This window comes from Vibrio sp. AK197, from assembly GCF_053903115.1.
Genome location: NZ_CP096430.1, coordinates 3,097,146 through 3,118,676, shown reverse-complemented (window position 1 = coordinate 3,118,676; position 21,531 = coordinate 3,097,146). Strand labels below are relative to the sequence as shown.

The 21,531-nt window shown below is 47.0% G+C and carries 18 protein-coding genes and 1 riboswitch; of the genes, 8 read left to right on the top strand and 10 right to left on the bottom strand.

Annotation, left to right across the window (positions count from 1 at the left end; genetic code table 11):
* The first annotated feature begins 15 nt into the window (after window positions 1-15).
* From dnaN to M1D72_RS21590, 4 genes are all read left to right on the top strand, one after another.
* Window positions 16-1,116: a DNA polymerase III subunit beta gene (gene dnaN / locus M1D72_RS21605; RefSeq protein WP_456296477.1), complete on the top strand. Its 1,101-nt coding sequence runs from the start codon at window positions 16-18 to the stop codon at window positions 1,114-1,116.
* Window positions 1,117-1,125: 9 nt separating this feature from the next.
* Complete coding sequence (gene recF / locus M1D72_RS21600; protein ID WP_390196956.1) at window positions 1,126-2,250, top strand: DNA replication/repair protein RecF; 1,125 nt, start codon at window positions 1,126-1,128, stop codon at window positions 2,248-2,250.
* Between the two features lie 18 nt (window positions 2,251-2,268).
* Entirely contained in the window at window positions 2,269-4,686 is a 2,418-nt protein-coding gene (gene gyrB / locus M1D72_RS21595) for a DNA topoisomerase (ATP-hydrolyzing) subunit B (RefSeq protein ID WP_456296476.1), read from the top strand.
* A 372-nt stretch (window positions 4,687-5,058) separates the two neighbouring features.
* The gene (locus M1D72_RS21590; protein WP_456296475.1) at window positions 5,059-5,490 is read left to right on the top strand and encodes an Hsp20 family protein; all 432 of its coding nucleotides are present in this window, start codon (window positions 5,059-5,061) and stop codon (window positions 5,488-5,490) included.
* 67 nt (window positions 5,491-5,557) lie between these two features.
* Here M1D72_RS21590 and M1D72_RS21585 read toward each other — a convergent pair whose 3' ends face one another.
* The 3 genes from M1D72_RS21585 to glyQ form a co-directional block, all read right to left on the bottom strand.
* Window positions 5,558-6,811: a valine--pyruvate transaminase gene (locus M1D72_RS21585; RefSeq protein ID WP_456296474.1), complete on the bottom strand. Its 1,254-nt coding sequence runs from the start codon at window positions 6,809-6,811 to the stop codon at window positions 5,558-5,560.
* Window positions 6,812-6,984: 173 nt separating this feature from the next.
* Window positions 6,985-9,051 (bottom strand): glycine--tRNA ligase subunit beta, encoded by a 2,067-nt coding sequence (glyS, locus tag M1D72_RS21580; protein WP_456296473.1) that lies wholly within the window; start codon window positions 9,049-9,051, stop codon window positions 6,985-6,987.
* Between the two features lie 16 nt (window positions 9,052-9,067).
* Window positions 9,068-9,988 carry a glycine--tRNA ligase subunit alpha gene (glyQ, locus tag M1D72_RS21575; RefSeq protein ID WP_390196969.1) on the bottom strand — a complete coding sequence of 307 codons (921 nt, stop codon included), beginning with the start codon at window positions 9,986-9,988 and terminating at the stop codon, window positions 9,068-9,070.
* A gap of 212 nt (window positions 9,989-10,200) precedes the next feature.
* Window positions 10,201-10,320, top strand: a riboswitch (yybP-ykoY riboswitch).
* Between the two features lie 91 nt (window positions 10,321-10,411).
* Here glyQ and M1D72_RS21570 point away from each other — a divergent pair.
* Window positions 10,412-10,969 carry a TMEM165/GDT1 family protein gene (locus tag M1D72_RS21570; protein ID WP_456296472.1) on the top strand — a complete coding sequence of 186 codons (558 nt, stop codon included), beginning with the start codon at window positions 10,412-10,414 and terminating at the stop codon, window positions 10,967-10,969.
* A gap of 134 nt (window positions 10,970-11,103) precedes the next feature.
* Window positions 11,104-11,361, top strand: a complete 258-nt coding sequence (locus tag M1D72_RS21565; protein ID WP_390196974.1) for a hypothetical protein — start codon at window positions 11,104-11,106, stop codon at window positions 11,359-11,361.
* Between the two features lie 59 nt (window positions 11,362-11,420).
* Here M1D72_RS21565 and tusA read toward each other — a convergent pair whose 3' ends face one another.
* The gene (gene tusA, locus M1D72_RS21560) at window positions 11,421-11,669 is read right to left on the bottom strand and encodes a sulfurtransferase TusA (RefSeq protein WP_390196977.1); all 249 of its coding nucleotides are present in this window, start codon (window positions 11,667-11,669) and stop codon (window positions 11,421-11,423) included.
* A 131-nt stretch (window positions 11,670-11,800) separates the two neighbouring features.
* Here tusA and M1D72_RS21555 point away from each other — a divergent pair, with 131 nt between their 5' ends.
* Window positions 11,801-11,986 (top strand): hypothetical protein, encoded by a 186-nt coding sequence (locus M1D72_RS21555; RefSeq protein ID WP_390196980.1) that lies wholly within the window; start codon window positions 11,801-11,803, stop codon window positions 11,984-11,986.
* Window positions 11,987-12,176: 190 nt separating this feature from the next.
* Here M1D72_RS21555 and ilvA read toward each other — a convergent pair whose 3' ends face one another.
* Genes ilvA through ilvG form a run of 5 tightly spaced genes read right to left on the bottom strand, consistent with a single transcriptional unit; the run spans window position 12,177 to window position 18,475 of the window.
* A complete protein-coding gene (ilvA, locus tag M1D72_RS21550) occupies window positions 12,177-13,724 on the bottom strand; it encodes a threonine ammonia-lyase, biosynthetic (protein WP_390196982.1) in 1,548 nt (515 codons plus the stop codon).
* A gap of 4 nt (window positions 13,725-13,728) precedes the next feature.
* Complete coding sequence (gene ilvD, locus M1D72_RS21545) at window positions 13,729-15,570, bottom strand: dihydroxy-acid dehydratase (protein ID WP_456296471.1); 1,842 nt, start codon at window positions 15,568-15,570, stop codon at window positions 13,729-13,731.
* Between the two features lie 19 nt (window positions 15,571-15,589).
* The gene (gene ilvE, locus M1D72_RS21540; RefSeq protein WP_456296470.1) at window positions 15,590-16,528 is read right to left on the bottom strand and encodes a branched-chain-amino-acid transaminase; all 939 of its coding nucleotides are present in this window, start codon (window positions 16,526-16,528) and stop codon (window positions 15,590-15,592) included.
* 11 nt (window positions 16,529-16,539) lie between these two features.
* Complete coding sequence (gene ilvM, locus M1D72_RS21535; protein WP_390196991.1) at window positions 16,540-16,824, bottom strand: acetolactate synthase 2 small subunit; 285 nt, start codon at window positions 16,822-16,824, stop codon at window positions 16,540-16,542.
* Between the two features lies 1 nt (window position 16,825).
* Window positions 16,826-18,475, bottom strand: coding sequence for an acetolactate synthase 2 catalytic subunit (gene ilvG / locus M1D72_RS21530; RefSeq protein WP_390196994.1), 1,650 nt, complete (start codon window positions 18,473-18,475; stop codon window positions 16,826-16,828).
* Window positions 18,476-18,980: 505 nt separating this feature from the next.
* Here ilvG and M1D72_RS21525 point away from each other — a divergent pair.
* On the top strand, window positions 18,981-20,504 hold the full coding sequence (locus M1D72_RS21525) for a YifB family Mg chelatase-like AAA ATPase (RefSeq protein ID WP_390196997.1): 1,524 nt from the start codon (window positions 18,981-18,983) through the stop codon (window positions 20,502-20,504).
* Window positions 20,505-20,506: 2 nt separating this feature from the next.
* On the opposite strand, the gene M1D72_RS21520 is transcribed toward M1D72_RS21525, so the two are convergent.
* A complete protein-coding gene (locus M1D72_RS21520; protein ID WP_456296469.1) occupies window positions 20,507-21,481 on the bottom strand; it encodes a DUF2860 domain-containing protein in 975 nt (324 codons plus the stop codon).
* Between the last annotated feature and the right edge of the window lie 50 nt (window positions 21,482-21,531).

Below are 21,531 nucleotides of genomic sequence, written 5' to 3'. Positions count from 1 at the left end.
CGTTAAGAGCGAACTATGAAATTTACCATTGAACGTAGCCACTTACTGAAGCCCTTACAGCAAGTTTCTGGCGCTTTGGGTGGACGTCCTACTTTACCTATTCTTGGCAACTTACTGCTCAAAGTCGAAGAAAATGTGCTGTCGATGACAGCAACCGACTTAGAAGTCGAATTGATCAGCCGAGTGACGCTTGAAGGCGAATATGAGTCGGGCAGTATTACGGTTCCATCGCGTAAATTTCTCGATATTTGCCGTGGCCTTCCTGACGATGCGAACATTACGTTTGTGTATGAAGGTGATCGAGTTCAAGTGCGTTCTGGACGTAGCCGTTTTTCGTTATCGAAATTGCCTGCCGACGATTTTCCAAATATCGAAGATTGGCAGAGTGACGTTGAAGTGACGATGACACAAGGTGCGCTTAAAGGTTTGATTGAAAAAACACAGTTTTCGATGGCAAACCAAGATGTGCGCTACTACCTCAACGGGATGTTATTTGAAATCGATGGTAATACACTGCGCAGTGTGGCGACCGATGGTCACCGTATGGCCGTTGCGCGCACTGAGTTAGACGGTGAATTTGCCCAGCAGCAAATCATTGTTCCACGCAAAGGGGTTCAAGAGTTGGTGAAACTCCTGGATGCACCTGAACAGCCGGTTGTTTTGCAAATTGGTAGCTCTAATGTGCGCGCTGAAGTGAATAACTTTGTGTTTACCTCGAAGTTGGTCGATGGCCGCTTCCCGGATTACCGCCGCGTGTTACCGCAAAATACCACCAAGACGTTAATCGCTGGTTGTGATGAATTGCGCCAAGCGTTTTCACGAGCAGCAATTTTATCCAATGAAAAGTTTCGTGGTGTGCGGGTGAATTTGAGCGGTGAAGAAATGTGTATTACCGCCAATAACCCTGAGCAGGAAGAATCGGAAGAGATGCTCGATGTCCAGTTTGAGGGCGAGCCGATAGAAATCGGGTTCAATGTCAGCTATGTGCTGGATGTGCTCAATACTCTACGTTGCGAGAATGTTCGCATGTCGATGTCTGACTCAAACGCCAGTGCGCTGGTGGAAAACTCTGAGGATGACAGTGCGATGTACGTGGTTATGCCGATTCGTTTATAAGCGCCTTGAATGCCTCTTAATCGCTTAGTCATACAGCAGTTTCGAAATATTAAAGCCTGTGATATTGAACTATCAACAGGCTTTAACTTTCTTATTGGCCCGAATGGCAGTGGCAAAACCAGTGTTTTGGAAGCCATTTATATGCTCGGCCATGGGCGTTCTTTTAAAAGTACACTCACTGGAAGAGTGATTCAAAATCAGTGTGATGAGTTATTTATCCATGGAAGAATTCATCAACCAGAGCAAGATAATTCTTCATCATCTGCCCGTTTTTTGAACTCGAACCAATTTGAGCTACCTGTTGGCATTAATAAGCAGCGTGATGGCTCAACAGAGGTTAAAATAGGCGGTCAGTCTGGACAAAAATTAGCGCAGCTTGCACAGGTTTTACCCTTGCAATTAATTCACCCTGAAGGGTTTGAATTGCTCACTGATGGTCCGAAACATCGTCGTGCGTTTATCGACTGGGGCGTCTTTCATAGCCAACCCGGTTTTTATGAAGCATGGGGGCGCTTTAAACGTCTTAACAAGCAGCGTAATGCGTTGTTGAAAACCGCACAGCGTTATCGTGAACTCAGTTACTGGGATCAACAGTTAGCGCAGCTAGCGGAGCAAATCAGTGTATGGCGTGCTGAGTATGTTGAGCAGTTGAGCGGGCAAGCGCAAGCGCTGTGTAAAACCTTTCTACCTGAGTTCGATATCAGTCTGAAATATTATCGTGGTTGGGAAAAAGAGACAGACTACCAAGAGTTGCTTGAACGTAACTTTGAGCGTGACCAAGCGCTTGGTTATACAGTCAGTGGGCCCAATAAAGCTGACTTGCGAATAAAAGTGAATGGAACCCCCGTTGAGGATGTTCTATCACGTGGGCAGTTGAAGTTAATGGTCTGCGCATTGCGCGTGGCGCAGGGTCAACATTTAACTCAACAAACCGGCAAGCAATGCATCTATTTGATTGATGACTTTGCCTCTGAATTAGATAGCCAACGTCGTAAACGTCTTGCAGACAGTTTAAAACAGACGGGGGCGCAAGTTTTTGTAAGCTCTATTACTGAGCACCAGATCGCGGACATGCGAGATGGTGATAAAGGCAAGATGTTTCATGTGGAACATGGCACAATAGAGCAAGGATAAATAGTGAGAGAGTAACTCATGTCTGATAATTACGATTCATCGAGTATTAAAGTACTGAAGGGTCTGGATGCGGTACGTAAGCGTCCTGGAATGTACATCGGCGACACAGATGATGGTACCGGTTTACACCACATGGTTTTTGAGGTGGTGGATAACTCAATAGATGAAGCGTTGGCAGGTCACTGTAAAGACATCGTAGTGACGATCCATGAGGACAACTCGGTATCAGTTTCTGATGACGGTCGCGGTATTCCGACCGAAATGCACTCAGAAGAAAATGTTTCCGCAGCGGAAGTCATCATGACAGTCCTTCACGCGGGCGGTAAATTTGACGATAACTCGTACAAGGTCTCTGGTGGTCTGCACGGTGTTGGTGTGTCAGTGGTTAATGCCCTATCTGAAAAGGTAGAGCTCACCATCAAACGTGGTGGACACATTCATACTCAGACCTATCGTCATGGTGTACCTGACGCACCGCTTGCGGTGGTTGGCGATACCGAAGAAACCGGAACCATGATTCGCTTCTGGCCAAGCGGAGAAACCTTTAGTGATACCGAATTCCACTACGAGATTCTTGCTAAACGTCTGCGCGAGCTTTCGTTCCTAAACTCTGGTGTTTCCATCAAGTTAAATGATGAGCGTGAAGCGGATAAAAATGACCACTTCATGTACGAAGGCGGTATTCAAGCGTTTGTTACTCACCTCAACACCAATAAAACGCCGATTCACGATAAAGTCTTCCACTTTAACTCAGAGCGTGAAGACGGTATCTCGGTTGAAGTGGCGATGCAGTGGAATGATGGCTTCCAAGAAAGCATTTTCTGTTTCACTAACAACATCCCTCAGCGTGATGGCGGTACTCACCTTGCCGGTTTCCGTGGCGCGTTGACGCGTACACTGAATACCTTTATGGATAAAGAGGGTTACTCGAAAAAAGCCAAAGCAGCGACTTCCGGTGATGATGCGCGTGAAGGCCTGACTGCGGTGATTTCGGTTAAAGTTCCGGATCCAAAATTCTCAAGCCAAACTAAAGACAAACTGGTTTCTTCTGAAGTGAAATCAGCGGTTGAATCGGCTATGGGTGAAAAACTTTCTGAATTCTTGGTTGAGCATCCAAACGAAGCAAAAATCGTGTGTTCAAAAATCATCGATGCTGCTCGTGCGCGTGAAGCTGCTCGTAAAGCGCGTGAGATGACTCGTCGTAAAGGTGCGCTAGATTTGGCAGGTCTTCCTGGCAAATTGGCGGATTGCCAAGAGAAAGATCCAGCACTGTCTGAACTCTACATTGTGGAGGGTGATTCGGCAGGCGGCTCCGCAAAACAAGGCCGTAACCGTAAGAACCAAGCGATTCTTCCATTGAAAGGTAAAATCCTTAACGTGGAGAAAGCGCGCTTCGATAAAATGCTCTCCTCTCAAGAAGTAGCAACTCTGATTACCGCTCTAGGTTGTGGTATCGGCCGTGATGAGTACAACCCAGATAAACTGCGTTACCACAATATCATCATCATGACCGATGCGGACGTCGATGGTTCTCACATTCGTACCCTACTGTTGACATTCTTCTATCGTCAAATGCCAGAGTTGATTGAACGCGGCTACATCTATATTGCTCAGCCACCACTGTACAAAGTGAAAAAAGGCAAACAAGAGCAATACATTAAAGATGAAGAAGCGATGACCCAGTATCAAATCAGCTTGGCCCTAGATAACGCAGCGCTGTACGTCAACGCTGAGGCGCCTGCAATGTCGGGCGAGCATCTGGAAAAACTGGTTCAACAATACAATGCGGGTATGAAGCTGGTGGATCGTATGAGCCGCCGTTACCCTTACGCACTCGTGCATGAATTTATGTATGCGCCTCGCATGACGGCTGAAAAATGCCATGATGCGGCGGAAGTGGAAGCGTGGACCAAGCAATTGGTGGAAACACTCAACAGTAAAGAAGTGGGTGCAAGTCAATACTCTTACGAGATTGAACAGCACTTGGAGTTGGGTTTAAGCTTGCCAAAAATCATCGTACGCACTCATGGCGTTCGTCATGAATATGCGTTAAGTGTTGATCTGTTTAATTCCAAAGAATACAGCAAGTTAGCCGATATTTCTTTGGCGTTAGATGGTTTGATTGGTGAAGGTGCCTATATTCAGCGTGGTGAACGTAAGCAACCTGTGTCGACTTTCGTGCAAGCGACGGAGTGGCTGCTTAAAGAGTCTCGCCGTGGGTTGAGCACTCAGCGCTACAAAGGTTTGGGTGAGATGAACCCAGATCAGCTTTGGGAAACCACCATGGATCCTGAAACACGTCGTATGATGCAAGTGACTATCGATGATGCGGTCGGTGCTGATCAACTGTTTACCACCTTGATGGGGGATCAAGTTGAACCACGTCGTAACTTTATCGAAGAGAACGCACTTAAAGTGGCTAACCTCGACGTTTAGATGGATGTTCCGATACGGAATCATCGCTAAATAACTGCAAAACACCGCCTTTTTAGGCGGTGTTTTTTTGTATTTAACTTATTGAAAATTAATTAATTAAAAATTTTTTCAAAAAAAAACCTTGAAAGCGTTTTGAGCTGTCCTTATATCTGTTTGTGAAGAGGATGCCAGCTGGGCCTCTGATATGCTTGTCCCTGAACCTGAGGGTTCTTCTGCTTTGCTCAAGAGAGGAAGCGGATGTGGAAAGCGCACAATTTGATATTTACATTCACAGATTGTCCCTGTGCGATTAACGCCTGAGGAGGTCACGGTGAATGCTCGATTTAACCATTACTGAATCGAGACTATTGCTTAACGAAAGAGGATAGAATTATGCGTAATGTAGATTTTGCACCCCTATACCGTAATGCCATTGGTTTTGACCGTCTGCTTAACTTAATGGAAGCTAATACTGCTAAAAATTCATCAGCAGGTTACCCTCCATATAACATCGAGCAGCAAGACGATAATCACTATCGGATTACCATGGCCGTGGCGGGTTTCTCTGAAGACCAACTCGAACTCACTCAAAAAGAAAACATGCTGATAGTCCGTGGTGAACGCCAAGAAGAAGGCAAAGACTATGTATATCAAGGCATTGCTGAACGTGACTTCGAACGTAAATTCCAATTGGCAGACTATGTGAAAGTCACTGGCGCCAGCATGGAAAATGGTCTGCTTCACGTTGATTTAGAACGTGAGATTCCAGAAGCAATGCAGCCACGAAAAATTGCGATTAATGGTCAAAAATTGATTGAAAGCTAAGCTTTCATCATTAGCAAAAAAAGAGCGCCAATGGCGCTCTTTTTTATTCTGTCTGTGATTTTTATTTTCACTTACCTTGTTGATAGGCTTTTTTCACTTCTTCCGCGATGATCGCAATCCCTTTTTGCATCATGTCATCGTCTTGAACGTAGTTCATTCGCAAACATTGATGTGCATGCTCCCACTCGTCTTTTTGACCAATAAAGAAATATTCACCAGGAACAATTAACACGCCACGTGCTTTAAGGCGCTTGTAGAGTTCCATGGTTGTAATCGGCAATTCATCAAACCACAGCCACAAGAAGATGGCGCCTTCTGGTTTATGGATTCGAAACCGGGGGTCATCAATGGCGGTTTGCAACAGTTGCACTGCGCGCTGCGATTTCTGCTGGTAGAAAGGCTTGATCACCTCGCTGCTCAGTGTGAGTAAGTCGCCCTGCTCTATCATATGGTTTGCAAGCGCTGGGCCGACGCTACCGGGCGCTAGGCTGATAATACCATTCATATTACTGAGCGCTTTTGTTACCTCTTCATTGGCAATCACAATCCCACAGCGAACGCCAGGTAACCCCAGTTTCGACAGGCTCATACATAAAATCGTGTTGTCATTCCAAAACGGCTCGACGTCTTCAAAAATAATATTAGGAAAAGGAACGCCATAGGCATTGTCGATCAGCAAAGGAATATTATTGGCGCGTGCCAATTCATCCAATTTACGCACTTCTTCATCGGTGAGTACATTCCCTGTCGGATTAGTTGGACGTGAAGCGCAGATGGCGGCCACACTGTCATCAATCTTTATCTGCTCAAAGTCGACGTGGTACTTGAACTGACGCTCATCAAGCAATTCGATTTCTGGATGGTAAGAGACAAAAATATCTTCATCAATCCCGGCATCGCCATAGCCAATGTATTCTGGGGCCAGTGGTAGAAGTATTTTCTTATGCGTACCATCGGGTTGTGTGCCCGCTAACAAATTGAATAAGTAGAAGAATCCACTTTGGCTGCCATTAGTTAAGCTAATGTTTTTACTTGATATATCCCAACCGTAAGTCTTTTTTAGCAGATCAGCTAAGGCGGTGATAAACGCATCTTTACCTTGCGGTCCGTCATAGTTGGCAAGTGCGGCAACCAGTTGTCCGTTGGCAAGCAGTTGCTCGCTGGCTTGAGTGAAATAATCGAGCATAGCGGGAATGGCGGCTGGGTTACCACCTCCAAGCATGATGGCTCCGGGAGTTCGAAGACCATCATTAAGGTCATCCATTAACTGGGTGATACCGGAATACTGATTGAATTTTTCACCAAACTTAGAGAACTGCATGATTTTACCTAATTGGGTTGTGAGCGCTTTATTGAGGGCGATTGAGCCATAGTTATTATCTGCTTTGACCTTACCGAATTATCGGAGTGAGGCAAAGCACAAATTCGGTGCAGGCATAAAAACAAAGCCCAACTCCGATGAGTTGGGCTTTGAGGACCGTTTAAAACGCGTGATTATTTCTGAAGTAGAGAAATATCGGCGATTTGTAGGAACAAGTTGCGTAGGTTATTCAGCAGTGTGAGGCGGTTTTTCTTCAATGCTTCATCATCTGCCATCACCATCACACTATCAAAGAAAGCATCCACAGGTTCGCGCAGATCCGCGAGTTTACTCAGAGCTTGTTGATAGTTACCGGTGGCAAAAGCAGGTTCAAGAGCCTCTGTCATCACTTCGACGTTTTCTGCGAGGGCTTTTTCTGCGTCTTCTTGGAGCAGTGCCAAGTCAATGTCTGCAGGTAATTCGCCGTCAAATTTCGCCAGAATGTTCCCAACACGTTTGTTGGCAGCAGCAAGAGATTCAGCTGCTTCCAATTCACGGAAGTGAGAAACTGCTTTAACGCGTTGGTCAAAGTCTGCAGGTTTGGTTGGATGACGAGCCAATACCGCTTGAATCACATCAACGCTAAAGCCTTCGTCTTGATACCAAGCGCGGAAACGACCTAGCATAAACTCAACCACATCACTTTCAACCTTGTCATTGGTTAGGCGATCACCAAACAGTGATTTTGCTTTAGCGATAAGATCCGTTAAATCAAGGTTGTAACCGTATTCGACGATAATGCGGAGCACACCAAGTGATGCACGGCGTAGAGCAAATGGGTCAGACCCTTTCGGGGCTTGACCAATGCCAAAAATACCCACGATGGTGTCTAGTTTATCGGCCATCGCAACGGCGGTTGACACGCCATCAGATGGTAGATCATCTCCCGCAAAACGTGGCATGTATTGCTCGTTTAGCGCTAGTGCAACCTGCTCGTTTTCGCCGTCATGACGGGCGTAGTGCATGCCCATTACACCTTGAGTATCGGTGAATTCAAATACCATTGAGGTCATGAGGTCACATTTGGCCAGTAGACCTGCACGTTTAGATAAGTCCACATCCGCACCAATCTGCTCGGCGATATAACCAGCTAACTCGGTGATACGATCAGTTTTATCTTTGATGGTGCCCAGTTGTTTTTGGAAGATGGCGTTATCCAGCTCTGAAAGGCGATCAATCAGCGGACGCTTGCGGTCAGTATTGAAGAAAAATTCTGCATCGGCCAAGCGTGGACGGACAACTTTCTCATTCCCTTCAATGACATGGCGTGGTTCTAGCGACTCAATGTTAGACACGAAGATAAAGTTAGGTAGCAGTTTCTTGTTGTCATCATAAACAGGGAAATATTTTTGGTCCCCTTTCATGGTGTACACCAAAGCTTCAGCGGGTACTTTCAAAAATTCTTCTTCGAATTTCGCTGTCAGTACGACTGGCCATTCAACTAATGACGCGACCTCTTCGACTAAGTCATCTTCGAGATCCGCTTGACCACCCACGGCAGCTGCCGCTTTTTGTGCGTCAGCAATAATGATGGCTTTACGTTTGTCATAGTCAGCCATGACTTTACCGCGCTGCTCTAGGATCTCTGGATATTGCTGTGCTGAATCGATGGTAAACTCTTGCTCACCCATAAAGCGATGGCCACGAATGGTTCGAGCTGATTGCACACCCAGAATCTCACCTTCGATCAGTTCATCACCAAATAAAATCGTCAGCGTTTTTACCGGACGAATAAATTGAGTTTCTTTATCACCCCAACGCATTGGTTTCGCGATAGGCAGATTCGCTAAGGCTTTAGCGGCCAGATCAACGACGACTTGTTTGGCGTCTTGCCCTTTTACTTCTTGTTTGAAAAGAAGCCACTCACCTTTGTCAGTGACAAGGCGGTCAGCTTGTTCAACGGTAATACCGTTACCCCGCGCCCAACCTTGTGCCGCTTTAGTCGGATTACCGTCTTCGTCAAAGGCAACCGCAATCGCTGGTCCACGTTTTTCAACGATTTTATCAGCTTGGCCATCGGCCAGATTCGCGACTTTTAGTGCTAAACGACGTGGAGCGGCATACCACTTGATGCCTTCATGTTCTAAGTCGGCGGCTTTGAGCTCTGAAGCAAAGTTGTCGGCAAATGCTTGAGCAAGTGTACGCAGCTGTGTTGGTGGTAGTTCTTCAGTACCCAGTTCAATCAGAAATTCTTTTGCCATGATTCCTTGTTCTCCCTTATGCCTTGTCTTGTGGCTTTTTACACATTGGGAAGCCAAGTGCTTCACGTGATGCGTAATACGCTTCTGCAACTGCTTTAGTCAGGTTACGGATACGCAGAATGTAACGTTGACGTTCGGTCACTGAAATCGCTTTACGTGCATCAAGTAAGTTAAAGGCATGGCCTGCTTTTAGAATGCGTTCGTAGGCTGGCAGTGGCAGTGGTTTTTCAAGCTCAAGAAGTTTCTGACACTCTTTCTCACACTGGTCAAAGAAAGTGAACAAGAAATCGACATCGGCATGTTCAAAGTTGTAAGTTGACTGTTCGACTTCATTTTGGTGGAAAATATCACCGTAGGTGACTTTGCCCAGTGGACCATCAGTCCAAACCAAGTCATAAACAGAATCGACACCTTGGATATACATGGCTAAGCGTTCGATACCATATGTGATCTCACCGGTCACGGGCTTACACTCTAAGCCACCCACTTGCTGGAAGTAGGTAAACTGGGTGACTTCCATACCGTTCAGCCATACTTCCCAGCCAAGACCCCATGCGCCGAGTGTTGGGTTTTCCCAGTTATCTTCCACGAAGCGAATATCGTGAACTTTCGGGTCAATACCCAACACCTGCAAAGAACCTAGGTAAAGTTCTTGAATGTTGTCAGGTGATGGTTTGATGATGACCTGGAATTGGTAGTAGTGCTGCAAACGGTTTGGGTTTTCGCCGTAACGACCATCAGTAGGTCGACGAGATGGCTGAACGTAAGCCGCTGCAATTGGCTCTGGGCCAATAGCGCGTAAACAGGTCATTGGGTGAGAAGTGCCTGCACCTACTTCCATGTCTAGAGGTTGAACAACGGTACAGCCTTGTTGGGCCCAATAATCCTGCAGCGCGAGGATCATACCCTGAAAGGTTTTGATATCGTATTTTTGCATAGTCAGGTTCGCGCGATTCTTTTTTGTGAATGGAGAAAAAATAACGATCAAGTATACCGAGATATTCCTCTTGGGAGTAGGGCTAATCTTGTTTAATTGATAGTCAAATATTCCTTTTAAGGGAATTTATTACCTTTAATGACTGTTTTCCCTTGTCAGCTATTTTTTCGCTGCATTTTCGCTTGAGCTTTCAAAGCTGGCTGATTAGAATGACGCCTGTCTTTGGGGAGTAGCCTACTTATTGAGCATCGCTGAATAAGTTCTTTCGTCAACATAATTGGTGCCCAATCACCATGGCGCTAGAGACTCATCACCAACCTTTCGGTGAGTTTGGCAAGACCTTAGATAAGCATCGCGAACCGGGGTGGGGGCGACGTTTATCTATGGTTATTACTATAATCCCTGCCCCCATTTGAGTATGTCGTGAGCGTTTTAGCTGTTTCTATCTCAACCGTTGCTTTGGCGGAAATTGGGGATAAAACTCAACTTTTATCGTTACTTCTGGCGAGTTGTTACCGAAAACCGGTGCCGATCATTGCCGCTATCTTTTTCGCCACTATCTTAAATCATGCGCTCGCCGCTTGGTTGGGTGTGGTTGTTGCCGATTACATTTCACCGGATATTCTTAAGTGGGTCGTTGCTGCAAGCTTTCTGGCAGTGGCCGCTTGGGTTTTAGTACCGGATAAACTAGATGATGAATCGTGCAGTACAGGACGCAGCCCATTTATTGCCAGTTTTGTCGCGTTCTTTATTGCTGAAATTGGCGATAAAACCCAAATTGCCACTTCGATTTTGGGGGCGCGCTATGCCGATGCCTTGATGTGGGTCGTGATCGGAACCACCATCGGTATGTTGCTCGCCAATGTGCCTGTGGTTGTGATTGGTAAATTATCTGCAGATAAATTGCCGTTAACGTGGATTCGCCGCATTACCTCGTTGCTGTTTGTTGGGTTGGCGATAGCCAGTGTGATGTATGCGTGAGGCGCTTCGCGAATTCAAGTAATGATATCGACCGTGAGTAGCAGTTAAATAACGTAGCGTGATATTTGCCGTATTTGTGTCATGCTTGTCATAGTAAAATCACTGTGTAAGGCGCAGCGATAGAGGAGACAACTATGCTGACACGTTATATGGGGATGACCCCTAAGAGTCAAAGTTATCTGTTTACATTTGGTTTGGCCTTAACCTTACTGGGTATGGCATTAACGGATATGTGGTTACCTATGGTGGCTGGTGCATTGATTTTAACTGGTCTTACTGTTGAATCCTGGATTCGCGTTGCGCATATCATTCCGATGCATGAGGAGCTTCGTTCATTGCAAAAGCAAGTGAACCAAGTGCGGCAGGAATTGAATAAAATGCATGAACAATAAAAAAAGGCTGCCGATTTGGCAGCCTTTTTTATAAGGTAAAGACGAACAGGTATTAGCGGTCAGTCGAGGCCTTTTTTGATCAAATACTGGTATGGCAGCGTTTCGGTCTGCGAAGCGACCAATTGATGATCCATAAAGCGACAGAAGCTTGGAATGTCGCGTGTGGTGGATGGATCATCAGCGGTGATCAGTAAAGTTTCACCACTTTTCATCGTACGAATTGTCTTTCTGACCATCATCACTGGCTCTGGGCAGCGCAGACCTTCTGCGGCTAACACTTGATTCGCTGAATTGGGGTTAAACGTCATAATCACTTCTTTTCATGCTTGAGATAAGATCGCGATCATACTGCTGAGGAAAAAATATTCAATAACCCTTGGCAAATAGAACATTTTGTTTTAAATTATTTAACAAGTTAGCAACATATGAGGTGCCGCTGATGTTAACCGTACTTGATAGATTAACCATTTATTCTGTGTTGTGTCTGGTATGTTTTGGCGCTTTATTTGTTGTCCCAGCATCTGGATGGTCGTTTTTGCCTCTGGTCGGCATGGCGGCAACGATAGTTGGAATTTGGCTTGAGGTCTTTTGCTGGTCTGAAATGTCAGAAGAGCAAGAACCTTAACCCATACAGAGTCACAACACGACTTCGAATAGTACATAACAATCTTCTCCAATTTTCTTGGGCTTCCCCGCTGAAAGGCGGGATTTTTTTGTCTGTTATTTATCTATCTCTACTGCTTGTTGTGATGGTGACAAAAAAGCCATCCGAATGGATGGCTTGAATTTCCTGGTGGTTGGCAAGGCCAACGAGCTTATTTGGAGAGGAAGAAACGGTAAGCAGGATTCGCCGATTCATCCTTATATTGGTAATCCAATTCACGCAAATGCGCAGTAAATTCACCAAGGTCGGATTCATCCAATTCAAAAGCACACAACACGCGACCGTAATCCGCGCCGTGATTCCGGTAGTTGAATAAGCTGATATTCCAGTGAGTGGTCAATACATTCAAAAACCGCATTAACGCGCCAGGATATTCTGGGAATTCAAAACTATATAAGCGCTCTTGCATTGGTTTTGAGGGTTTGCCACCAATCATGTAACGAATATGCTGCTTGGCCATTTCATCCTCGGACAAATCAACCACGGGATAACCGCCTTCACGCAAGTCACTGATAATACTATCGAGGTCTTGTTGGCCATTTTGCAAACGAACACCAACGAAAATATTCGCCAGTTCATCATCGCTGTAACGATAGTTAAACTCGGTGACCGCGCGTCCGCCGATAAGGTTACAAAACTCAAGAAATGCACCTTGGCGTTCAGGAATGGTTACCGCTAACAACCCTTCGCGTTTTTCACCTAATTCACAGCGCTCCGAGACATAACGTAATCCGTGGAAATTGGTGTTGGCACCTGATAAAACCGTTGCGAGGTTTTGACCTTGCAGCTTTTCTTGCTCCGCGTATTTTTTCAAACCCGCGAGTGCAAGGGCACCAGATGGCTCGGCAATCGCACGAGTGTCCTCAAAGATATCTTTAACAGCGGCGCAAATTTCATCACTGGAGACGCAGATGTGGCCATCAAGGTATTTTTGGCATAAACGGAAGGTTTCGTCACCAATGCGCTTGACGGCTACGCCATCAGCAAACATGCTGACTTGATCTAACACGACCGGCTCACCTGCATCGAGAGCGGCTTTTAAACATGCGGAATCTTCCGGTTCAACAGCAATCACTTGTACTTCAGGCATCAACTGTTTAATCAGCACTGCCACTCCAGCCGCTAAACCACCGCCGCCAACCGGCACAAAAATGTAGTTTAAGTGGCCGTTTTGCTGCAGCATTTCCATACCAATTGTCCCCTGCCCGGCGATCACTAACGGATGATCAAATGGCGGGACAAAGGTGTAGCCGTATTCGGCTGATAGGCGTTCAGCTTCTGCTTTGGCTTCATCAAAATTGCTGCCGTGCAGTACCACTTCACCACCAAAGCCGCGCACCGCGTCGACTTTGATATCGGGTGTTGTTTTGGGCATCACGATCGTCGTTGGAATGCCGAGTTTGGTGCCTGATAGCGCCATGCCTTGTGCATGGTTACCTGCAGACGCAGCGATAACGCCAGCCTGTTTCTGTGCTTGAGTCAGGTTCGACACCATGTTGTAGGCCCCGCGCAATTTGAATGAGTGCACAGGTTGGCGATCTTCACGTTTTAATTGTACGTGATTGCCAATACGTTCCGACAGTCTTGGCATGACTTGCAGTGGGGTGACACTGGTGACTTCATAGATTGGAGCGCGAAGGATTTGGCGCAGATAATCTGCGCCAGTTGGCTGTTCACTCCCTGATTGTTCTTCGCTCATGTTGCTAGTCCTCTAGCTTAGATTTATCTCTTACAGCCCCTTTGTCGGCGCTGGTGGCCATGCTGGCATAAGCTTTAAGGGCAAAAGAGACTTCACGTTGACGATCAACTGGTTTCCAGCCCAGTTTGTCTTGCTGCGCGCGGCGCTCACTCATTTCTTGTTCAGAAACATTGAGTTCAATGCTGCGGTTTGGAATGTCAATTGCGATGATATCGCCATTTTTAACTAGACCAATCGCCCCGCCATTTGCGGCTTCCGGAGACGCGTGACCAATCGATAATCCTGATGTACCACCAGAGAAACGACCATCCGTCAAAAGAGCACACTCTTTACCCAGTCCCATTGATTTTAGGTAGGTTGTTGGGTACAGCATCTCTTGCATGCCTGGTCCGCCTTTTGGACCTTCATAGCGAATAACGACCACATCGCCTGCTTTAACTTTTCCACCTAAAATACCTTCAACGGCATCTTCTTGGCTTTCAAATACCACCGCCGGGCCTTGGAATTTAAGAATGCTTTCATCAACCCCTGCAGTCTTCACGATACAGCCATCAAGTGCAATATTACCTCGCAGTACCGCCAGGCCACCGTCTTGGCTAAATGCGTGCTCTTTAGTGCGAATACAGCCCTCTTGACGATCATCATCCAGCGTGTCCCAGCGGCAATCTTGTGAGAATGCCTGAGTGGTGCGAATACCTGCAGGACCTGCGCGATAGAAGTCTTTCACTTCTTGTGATTCGGTCTGCATGATGTCGTATTGTGCTAACTGTTCACGCCAATTAAGGCCGAGTACCGTTTTGGCTTGATGGTTGAGAAGACCAGCACGGTCAAGCTCACCAAGAATACCAATCACACCGCCGGCTCGATGGACATCTTCCATGTGGTATTTTTGAGTCGATGGTGCGACTTTACATAGATGCGGAATTTGACGTGACATGCGGTCAATGTCTGTCATGTCAAATGACACATCCCCTTCTTGCGCAGCGGCAAGTAAGTGCAGCACTGTGTTGGTCGAACCGCCCATGGCTATATCCAGCGCCATGGCATTTTCAAAGGCTTCTTTGGTTGCGATATTGCGTGGTAGAGCGGTGTCATCGTCTTGCTCATAGTAGCGTTTGGTCAGTTCAACGATACGTTTACCAGCATTAACGAACAGATCTCTTCGGTCAGCATGGGTCGCCAGCATCGAACCATTACCAGGTTGAGACAAACCAAGTGCTTCTGTTAAACAGTTCATTGAGTTGGCAGTAAACATCCCTGAACACGAGCCACAAGTAGGGCACGCTGAGCGTTCGATTTGCTCACTTTGTTCGTCTGATACTTTGGGATCGGCGCCTTGAATCATGGCATCGACTAAATCAAGTTTGATGATTTGGTCAGAAAGCTTGGTTTTACCGGCTTCCATTGGGCCGCCAGAAACAAAAATTACCGGAATGTTAATGCGCATCGCAGCCATCAGCATTCCTGGTGTGATTTTGTCACAGTTGGAGATACACACCATGGCATCAGCACAGTGCGCGTTAACCATATATTCAACGGAATCGGCAATGAGCTCGCGCGATGGCAGCGAGTACAGCATACCGCCGTGCCCCATTGCAATCCCATCATCGACCGCGATGGTATTAAATTCTTTAGCGATACCCCCTGCTTGTTCAATCTCTTGTGCCACTAATTGGCCCAAGTCTTTAAGGTGTACGTGACCAGGGACAAATTGAGTGAACGAGTTGACGACAGCAATAATCGGTTTACCGAAATCTTCATCTTTTACGCCAGTGGCGCGCCATAAAGCGCGCGCACCAGCCATATTACGTCCGTGAGTGGTTGTTGCTGAACGATATTTTGGCATTTCCCTACTCCTTGGATTGTTATTTCTCGGCTGGATAAACGTAATCTAGCCAGCCCCACTTATCTTCAGTGGTGCCATTAAATAGACCGAAGTAAGCGGTTTGCATCGCTTTGGTCACAGGGCCACATTTGCCTGAGCCGATCTCGCTTTTATCAACACTACGCACTGGGACGATTTCCGCTGCCGTACCTGTCATGAAAATCTCATCGGCAAGATAGAGTGCTTCACGAGCAATATTGGTTTCGCGTACTTCATAACCCATGTCACGCGCAAGCGTCATAATGGTGTCACGAGTTATGCCTGGGAGGATTGAATTGGTGGTTGGTGGCGTAAGGAGTACACCGTCTTTAATGACGAAGATATTCTCACCAGCGCCTTCAGATAGGTAGCCATCAACACTTAATGCAATACCTTCATCGTAACCATTACGACGTGCTTCACCCCCAATCAGCAATGAAGACAGGTAGTTACCTCCTGCTTTAGCGGCTGTTGGAACGGTATTTGGCGCCATGCGATTCCAGCTTGAAATCATCGCATCGACACCTTGCTCTAGGGCTTCTTCACCGAGATAAGCTCCCCAAGGGAAAGCGGCAATAATCAGGTCCATTTCAGTATCAACGGGAGGACAAACGCCCAAGCCAACGTTACCCACAAAGCCAAGTGGACGAATATACGCACTTTCCAGTTTGTTCTGGCGCAGTGTTTCACGTGTTGCTTCCATAATTTCTTCCGCCGTGTACGGAATTGGGAAGCGGTAAATTTTTGCAGAATCTAATAAACGTTGTGTGTGCTCACGATGACGGAAAACAATTGGGCCTTTCGGGGTGTTGTAGCAGCGCACGCCTTCAAACACTGAGGTTCCGTAGTGCATTGAGTGGGTTAAGACGTGAACGTTCGCCTCTGCCCATGGAACCATTTCCCCGTTAAACCATATGTAATCTGCTGTTTTCGTTGCCATGTTTGTCTTCCTTATGCATAAACTTGTTGTTGTAGGTTGTTGTTGGGGAGTTCGTCATTGGCGATTTTTATGACGTCAACACTGCGTACATCCCACAATTTTTCAATTTGATTGGTAATGAAAGTAATCGGTCGGTCACTGTCTACGATAATTTCAACGCTGGCGACTTTGCTTTCATGATTTTGTGTTGCAGCGACCTGTTTGATGATGAAGCCTCGATGGCGAATCACGCGAAGAACACGCTCCAAAAGTACTGGTTTATCATCGGCTTTGATGTCGAGTAAATATCTTTGCATGTTAGGTGTTCTCCAGCATATCACTGTTTGACGCGCCTGGTGGAACCAAAGGCCAAACGTTCTCTTCTTCATCGATCAATACGTGCAATAAGTAAGAGGTTTCGCTGGCAAGCATTTCTTGCAGCGCTGGCTCCACTTCTTCTTTGCGCGTGATGGTCTTGCCCGGGATATCAAAGGCTTTGGCCAGCATGACAAAATCAGGGTTGTCATCAAGAATAGTCTCGCTGTGGCGACCGTCAAAGAACAGCGATTGCCATTGACGAACCATGCCGAGACGCTGGTTATTGAGCAGAACAATTTTTACCGGGATTTGGCGACGCTTAAGAGTGCCAAGTTCTTGAATGTTCATCATAAATGAACCATCACCTGTGATCAGCACTGATTGGTCTTGCGGGCGAGCAACGGCTGCTCCCAGGGCGGCAGGTAAGCCAAAGCCCATGGTGCCGAGACCGGCTGAGGTAATGAAGTTTTGTGGATCGCGCGGCTGAATATGCTGCGCTGCCCACATTTGGTGCTGACCAACATCGGTGGATACCATGGTTGAGTCAGGCATCATATCCGAAAGCTGTTTCAACAATAATGGTGCGTAAATCAGCTCACCTGGATGGTCATAACGCCACTTGAAGCCGTCACGGAGGCTTTCGCTGTGTTTCACCCACGATGAGATATCTTGAGTTAATTCCAAGTGAGGGAGAACCGCTTTGATATCGCCGCGAAGTGGAGCGTTGGCACGGCGCAACTTATGAATTTCTGCCGCGTCGATATCAATATGGATCACTTTTGCGTGAGGGGCGAAGGTATCAAGTTTACCCGTGACTCGGTCATCAAAACGCGCACCAACCACCAATAATAAATCACTCTCTTGAACCACCAAGTTCGCCGCTTTGGTGCCGTGCATTCCCAGCATACCAAGATAGTGCGGGTCATGGCGCTCAATGGTACCAAGCCCTTTAAGTGTGCTAACTGCCGGCATTGGGTTTAAACGCAAAAACTCACGCACACAGTCAGTGGCTTTAGACAGTTGAACACCGCCGCCAACGTAGAGTACAGGTCGTTCGCTGTTGGCAAGGAGGTCTTGTGCTTTGGCAATCTCTTGTTGGCTGACAACGGGCTGGTCATTTACCGGAGTAAAGCTTGGGAGCGTACTTTCTGGAGCAGTCGCGAGCTGAACATCTTTTGCGATATCCACCACAACAGGTCCTGGTCGTCCGGTTTTGGCGACTTCAAATGCTTCAGCAAGTGTCGGAGCCAGTTCATCGATGTCGGTAACGAGGTAGCTATGTTTGGTACAAGAGAGAGACATACCGATCACATCCATTTCTTGGAAAGCATCGGTGCCGATATGCGAACTGGCGACTTGTCCAGTAATCGCGACGATAGGGATTGAATCGAGTAGAGCGTCGGCAAGACCGGTGACGAGGTTGGTTGCGCCCGGCCCTGAAGTGGCCATACATACTGCGACGTCTTGACTGGCTCTTGCCTTACCAATCGCGGCCATCGCGGCACCTTGTTCATGGCGACAAAGGATATGTTCTACCCCGCCATCATAAAGTGCATCATAGATGGGCATTATCGCGCCACCTGGGTAGCCAAAAATTTGCTTAACCCCTTGCTGATGCAATGCAGCTACGACTAATTCAGCGCCAGTCATCGTAACCTCCCGTTGTTCGCTTAGTGTGATGTTGTGTGTTGCACGTCATGTGCGCTCCCATTATTCCTGTCAGACTTGATTATTGTGCAATCAAGATAAGCTTCTTTGTTGGGCTGAATTGTAAAAAAACCCCCGGACTTTTCAGTGCGGGGGTTTCTGTGTGATTCAGTGGTTATCTTTCGCCCACAAGCCCCCGCGTGGTGTCAATAATGACCACGACAATCAGGAGAATCAGTGCGTTTAGGCGGAAAGAGAAGTTCATCTTAATTTCTTCGACTTATTTTATTTTTTACGTCACCTGTTTTTGTTTATAAACCGGACATGGTGCGTAAATTTGATACGATTTTGTTTGCGTCTCTAGTGGTATCACACAATTCTGTTATCTGACAAGCAAAAACTCATTCTTTTTTCAGATTCTTTCAACGCTACGACAGGCAACATAGCGATAACAAGTCGTATTTTATCGTCGTACGACGACCATTTTTGTCTATGAGAGAGCCGCTTGATGGGATTATCGATTATCTATAGCCGTGCCAGTGTGGGGGTTGAAGCGCCCCCCGTCACGGTTGAAGTTCATATTAGCAATGGTATGCCTGGCTTTACTCTGGTGGGATTACCGGAAACCACGGTCAAAGAATCACGTGATCGTGTGCGAAGTGCCATCATTAACTCTCAATTTGAATTTCCCGCAAAACGGATTACGGTCAATCTTGCACCGGCGGATCTCCCCAAAGAAGGCGGCCGTTTTGATTTACCTATCGCCTTGGGCATTTTAGTCGCGTCACAACAGGTGCCGGATTCGTTAATTGCTGATATGGAATTTGTGGGTGAGTTAGCCCTATCTGGAGAACTTCGCGCTGTAAAAGGCGTATTGCCTGCGGCGTTGGCGGCGCAGCGTGTCAAACGTTTACTGGTGGTACCGCATGATAATGGTGATCAAGCTGCTTTGGTCGGTAAAGATCGTCACCAGTCAGCGCAATCTCTACTTGAGGTATGCAGTGCGCTGTGTGGTCAGCAGGTTCTTGGGCTCAACCACAGCTCAAAGCCACCACAAAGCGCGCGCTTAACCCGTGATCTTCAAGACATCATTGGTCAACAGCAAGGCAAGCGAGCGTTAGAGATTGCTGCAGCTGGCGCGCACAATTTACTATTTTTAGGCCCCCCGGGGACGGGCAAGACGATGCTCGCTTCACGGTTGTGCGATCTGTTACCGGAAATGAATGAGCAAGAAGCACTGGAAACCGCCGCGGTCGCATCGTTGATTCAGCAAGACATCAATGCACATAATTGGAAACAGCGTCCCTTTCGCGCGCCTCACCATTCAAGTTCAATGGCGGCTCTGGTCGGTGGTGGTAGTGTTCCTAGGCCGGGAGAGATTTCACTGGCTCACAATGGATTGCTGTTTCTTGATGAAATGCCGGAGTTTGAACGAAAGGTATTGGATTCGCTGCGTGAACCCTTGGAGTCTGGAGAGATCATTATTTCTCGCGCTCAGGGAAAAACACGCTTTCCTGCCCGCTTTCAACTTATCGGTGCATTGAATCCAAGCCCAACGGGGTATTACGAAGGTAATCAAGCCAGAACCAATCCTCAAGCCATTTTGCGCTATTTAGGGAGGTTATCCGGTCCGTTGCTCGATCGTTTTGACATGTCACTGGAGATACCAGCGCTTCCTCAAGGAACACTGGCACAAGGTGGCGATCGAGGGGAGACGACACTCAGTGTTAAACAACGGGTATTGGCAGCTCGAGCCGTTATGCAGACTCGAGCAGGAAAAGTGAACGCTTTGCTTACCAGTCAAGAAATAGAGCGTCACTGCCGCCTAACTCAGGAAGATGCTCGCTTTTTAGAGAGTGCTTTACATCAATTGGGTTTGTCCGTTCGGGCGTATCACCGAATTATCAAAGTCGCGCGGACGATTGCCGATTTAGCGGGTGAGGCAGAGATTAACAAGTCACATTTAGCAGAAGCCTTGGGCTATCGATCGATGGACCGCTTACTCCGGCAATTAACGGCGCAAGCGGTATAGGCTTAAAACTTGTAGTTGGCACCCACACTGACCATGTAATTGCTCTGGTCGTAATACTCAATGTTGGAATCTGTTGAGTTATAACCCGCTAGCGAAATCAGTGACCACTGTTGACCAATTTGATATTCGTAGGCCAAGAATAACTTTAGCGTGTCATCTGAACGGGTTTTGGAAAAGACTGGGTGGCTCTGGTCATAGTCACGTGTTGCGTAACCCAACGTGAGAGCAAGGCTTTGGCGGTTTAAGAATTGAAATACGGAAAGTTCACCACCGTAGGACTCATAAGACATCGCATCGCCATCCGCCGAGGAGTCGATATAGATAAATGATGGCGTGACCATGGTTTGCGTTGGTAGCCTCAGGCGAGCACTGGTTTTGACATAGACACTGGAGCGATTGCGATCAAGCTGGTCGCGTTGAGAAGGGCTTAGACCTAATGCCTCACCGGAGTGCTCACTCTCAATGTCTCGTTGAATGTACGCACTGTCGATAGAAAAAATGGAGCCGAGAATGTTGTTAGCGCGTAAACGGAAAGCGTTACCATCGACATCGGTTTTATCGCGTTTACGCCCCGTAACAAAGGGATCTGACCACTCTTCACCATCCATAATTGTGGGTAGGTAAGAGACATCGATTTCCATGCCATTTCTAAACGCTTCTTTGTAGCCAATCTCTGCGGCCAGTGTTCCCACAGCAACATCGGAACGAGAGGTACCGATATAGACTTGTTGGTTTAAGCCTCGGCCAAAAGTGTATTTGAGGTTACCGAGTGGAGCGACAAAGCTGCTGTCATCACTTTCGGTCGATTGGTTGAGATCTGTTAATACCGGATTGTTATTGGTACTGACGTGCGATTTATTTTCGCTGAATCCAGCGACGACGGATATTTCCCCACTAAGACCGCCATGCTCTGCCAATTTTGCCCAACTTGGGGCCGAGCAAATAGTCAGTAATAACCATAAATAGCGCTGTTGCATTATGTTGTTCCTTTTGATGTGAGGTTCGATGTGAACAGTCGTCATTCCAA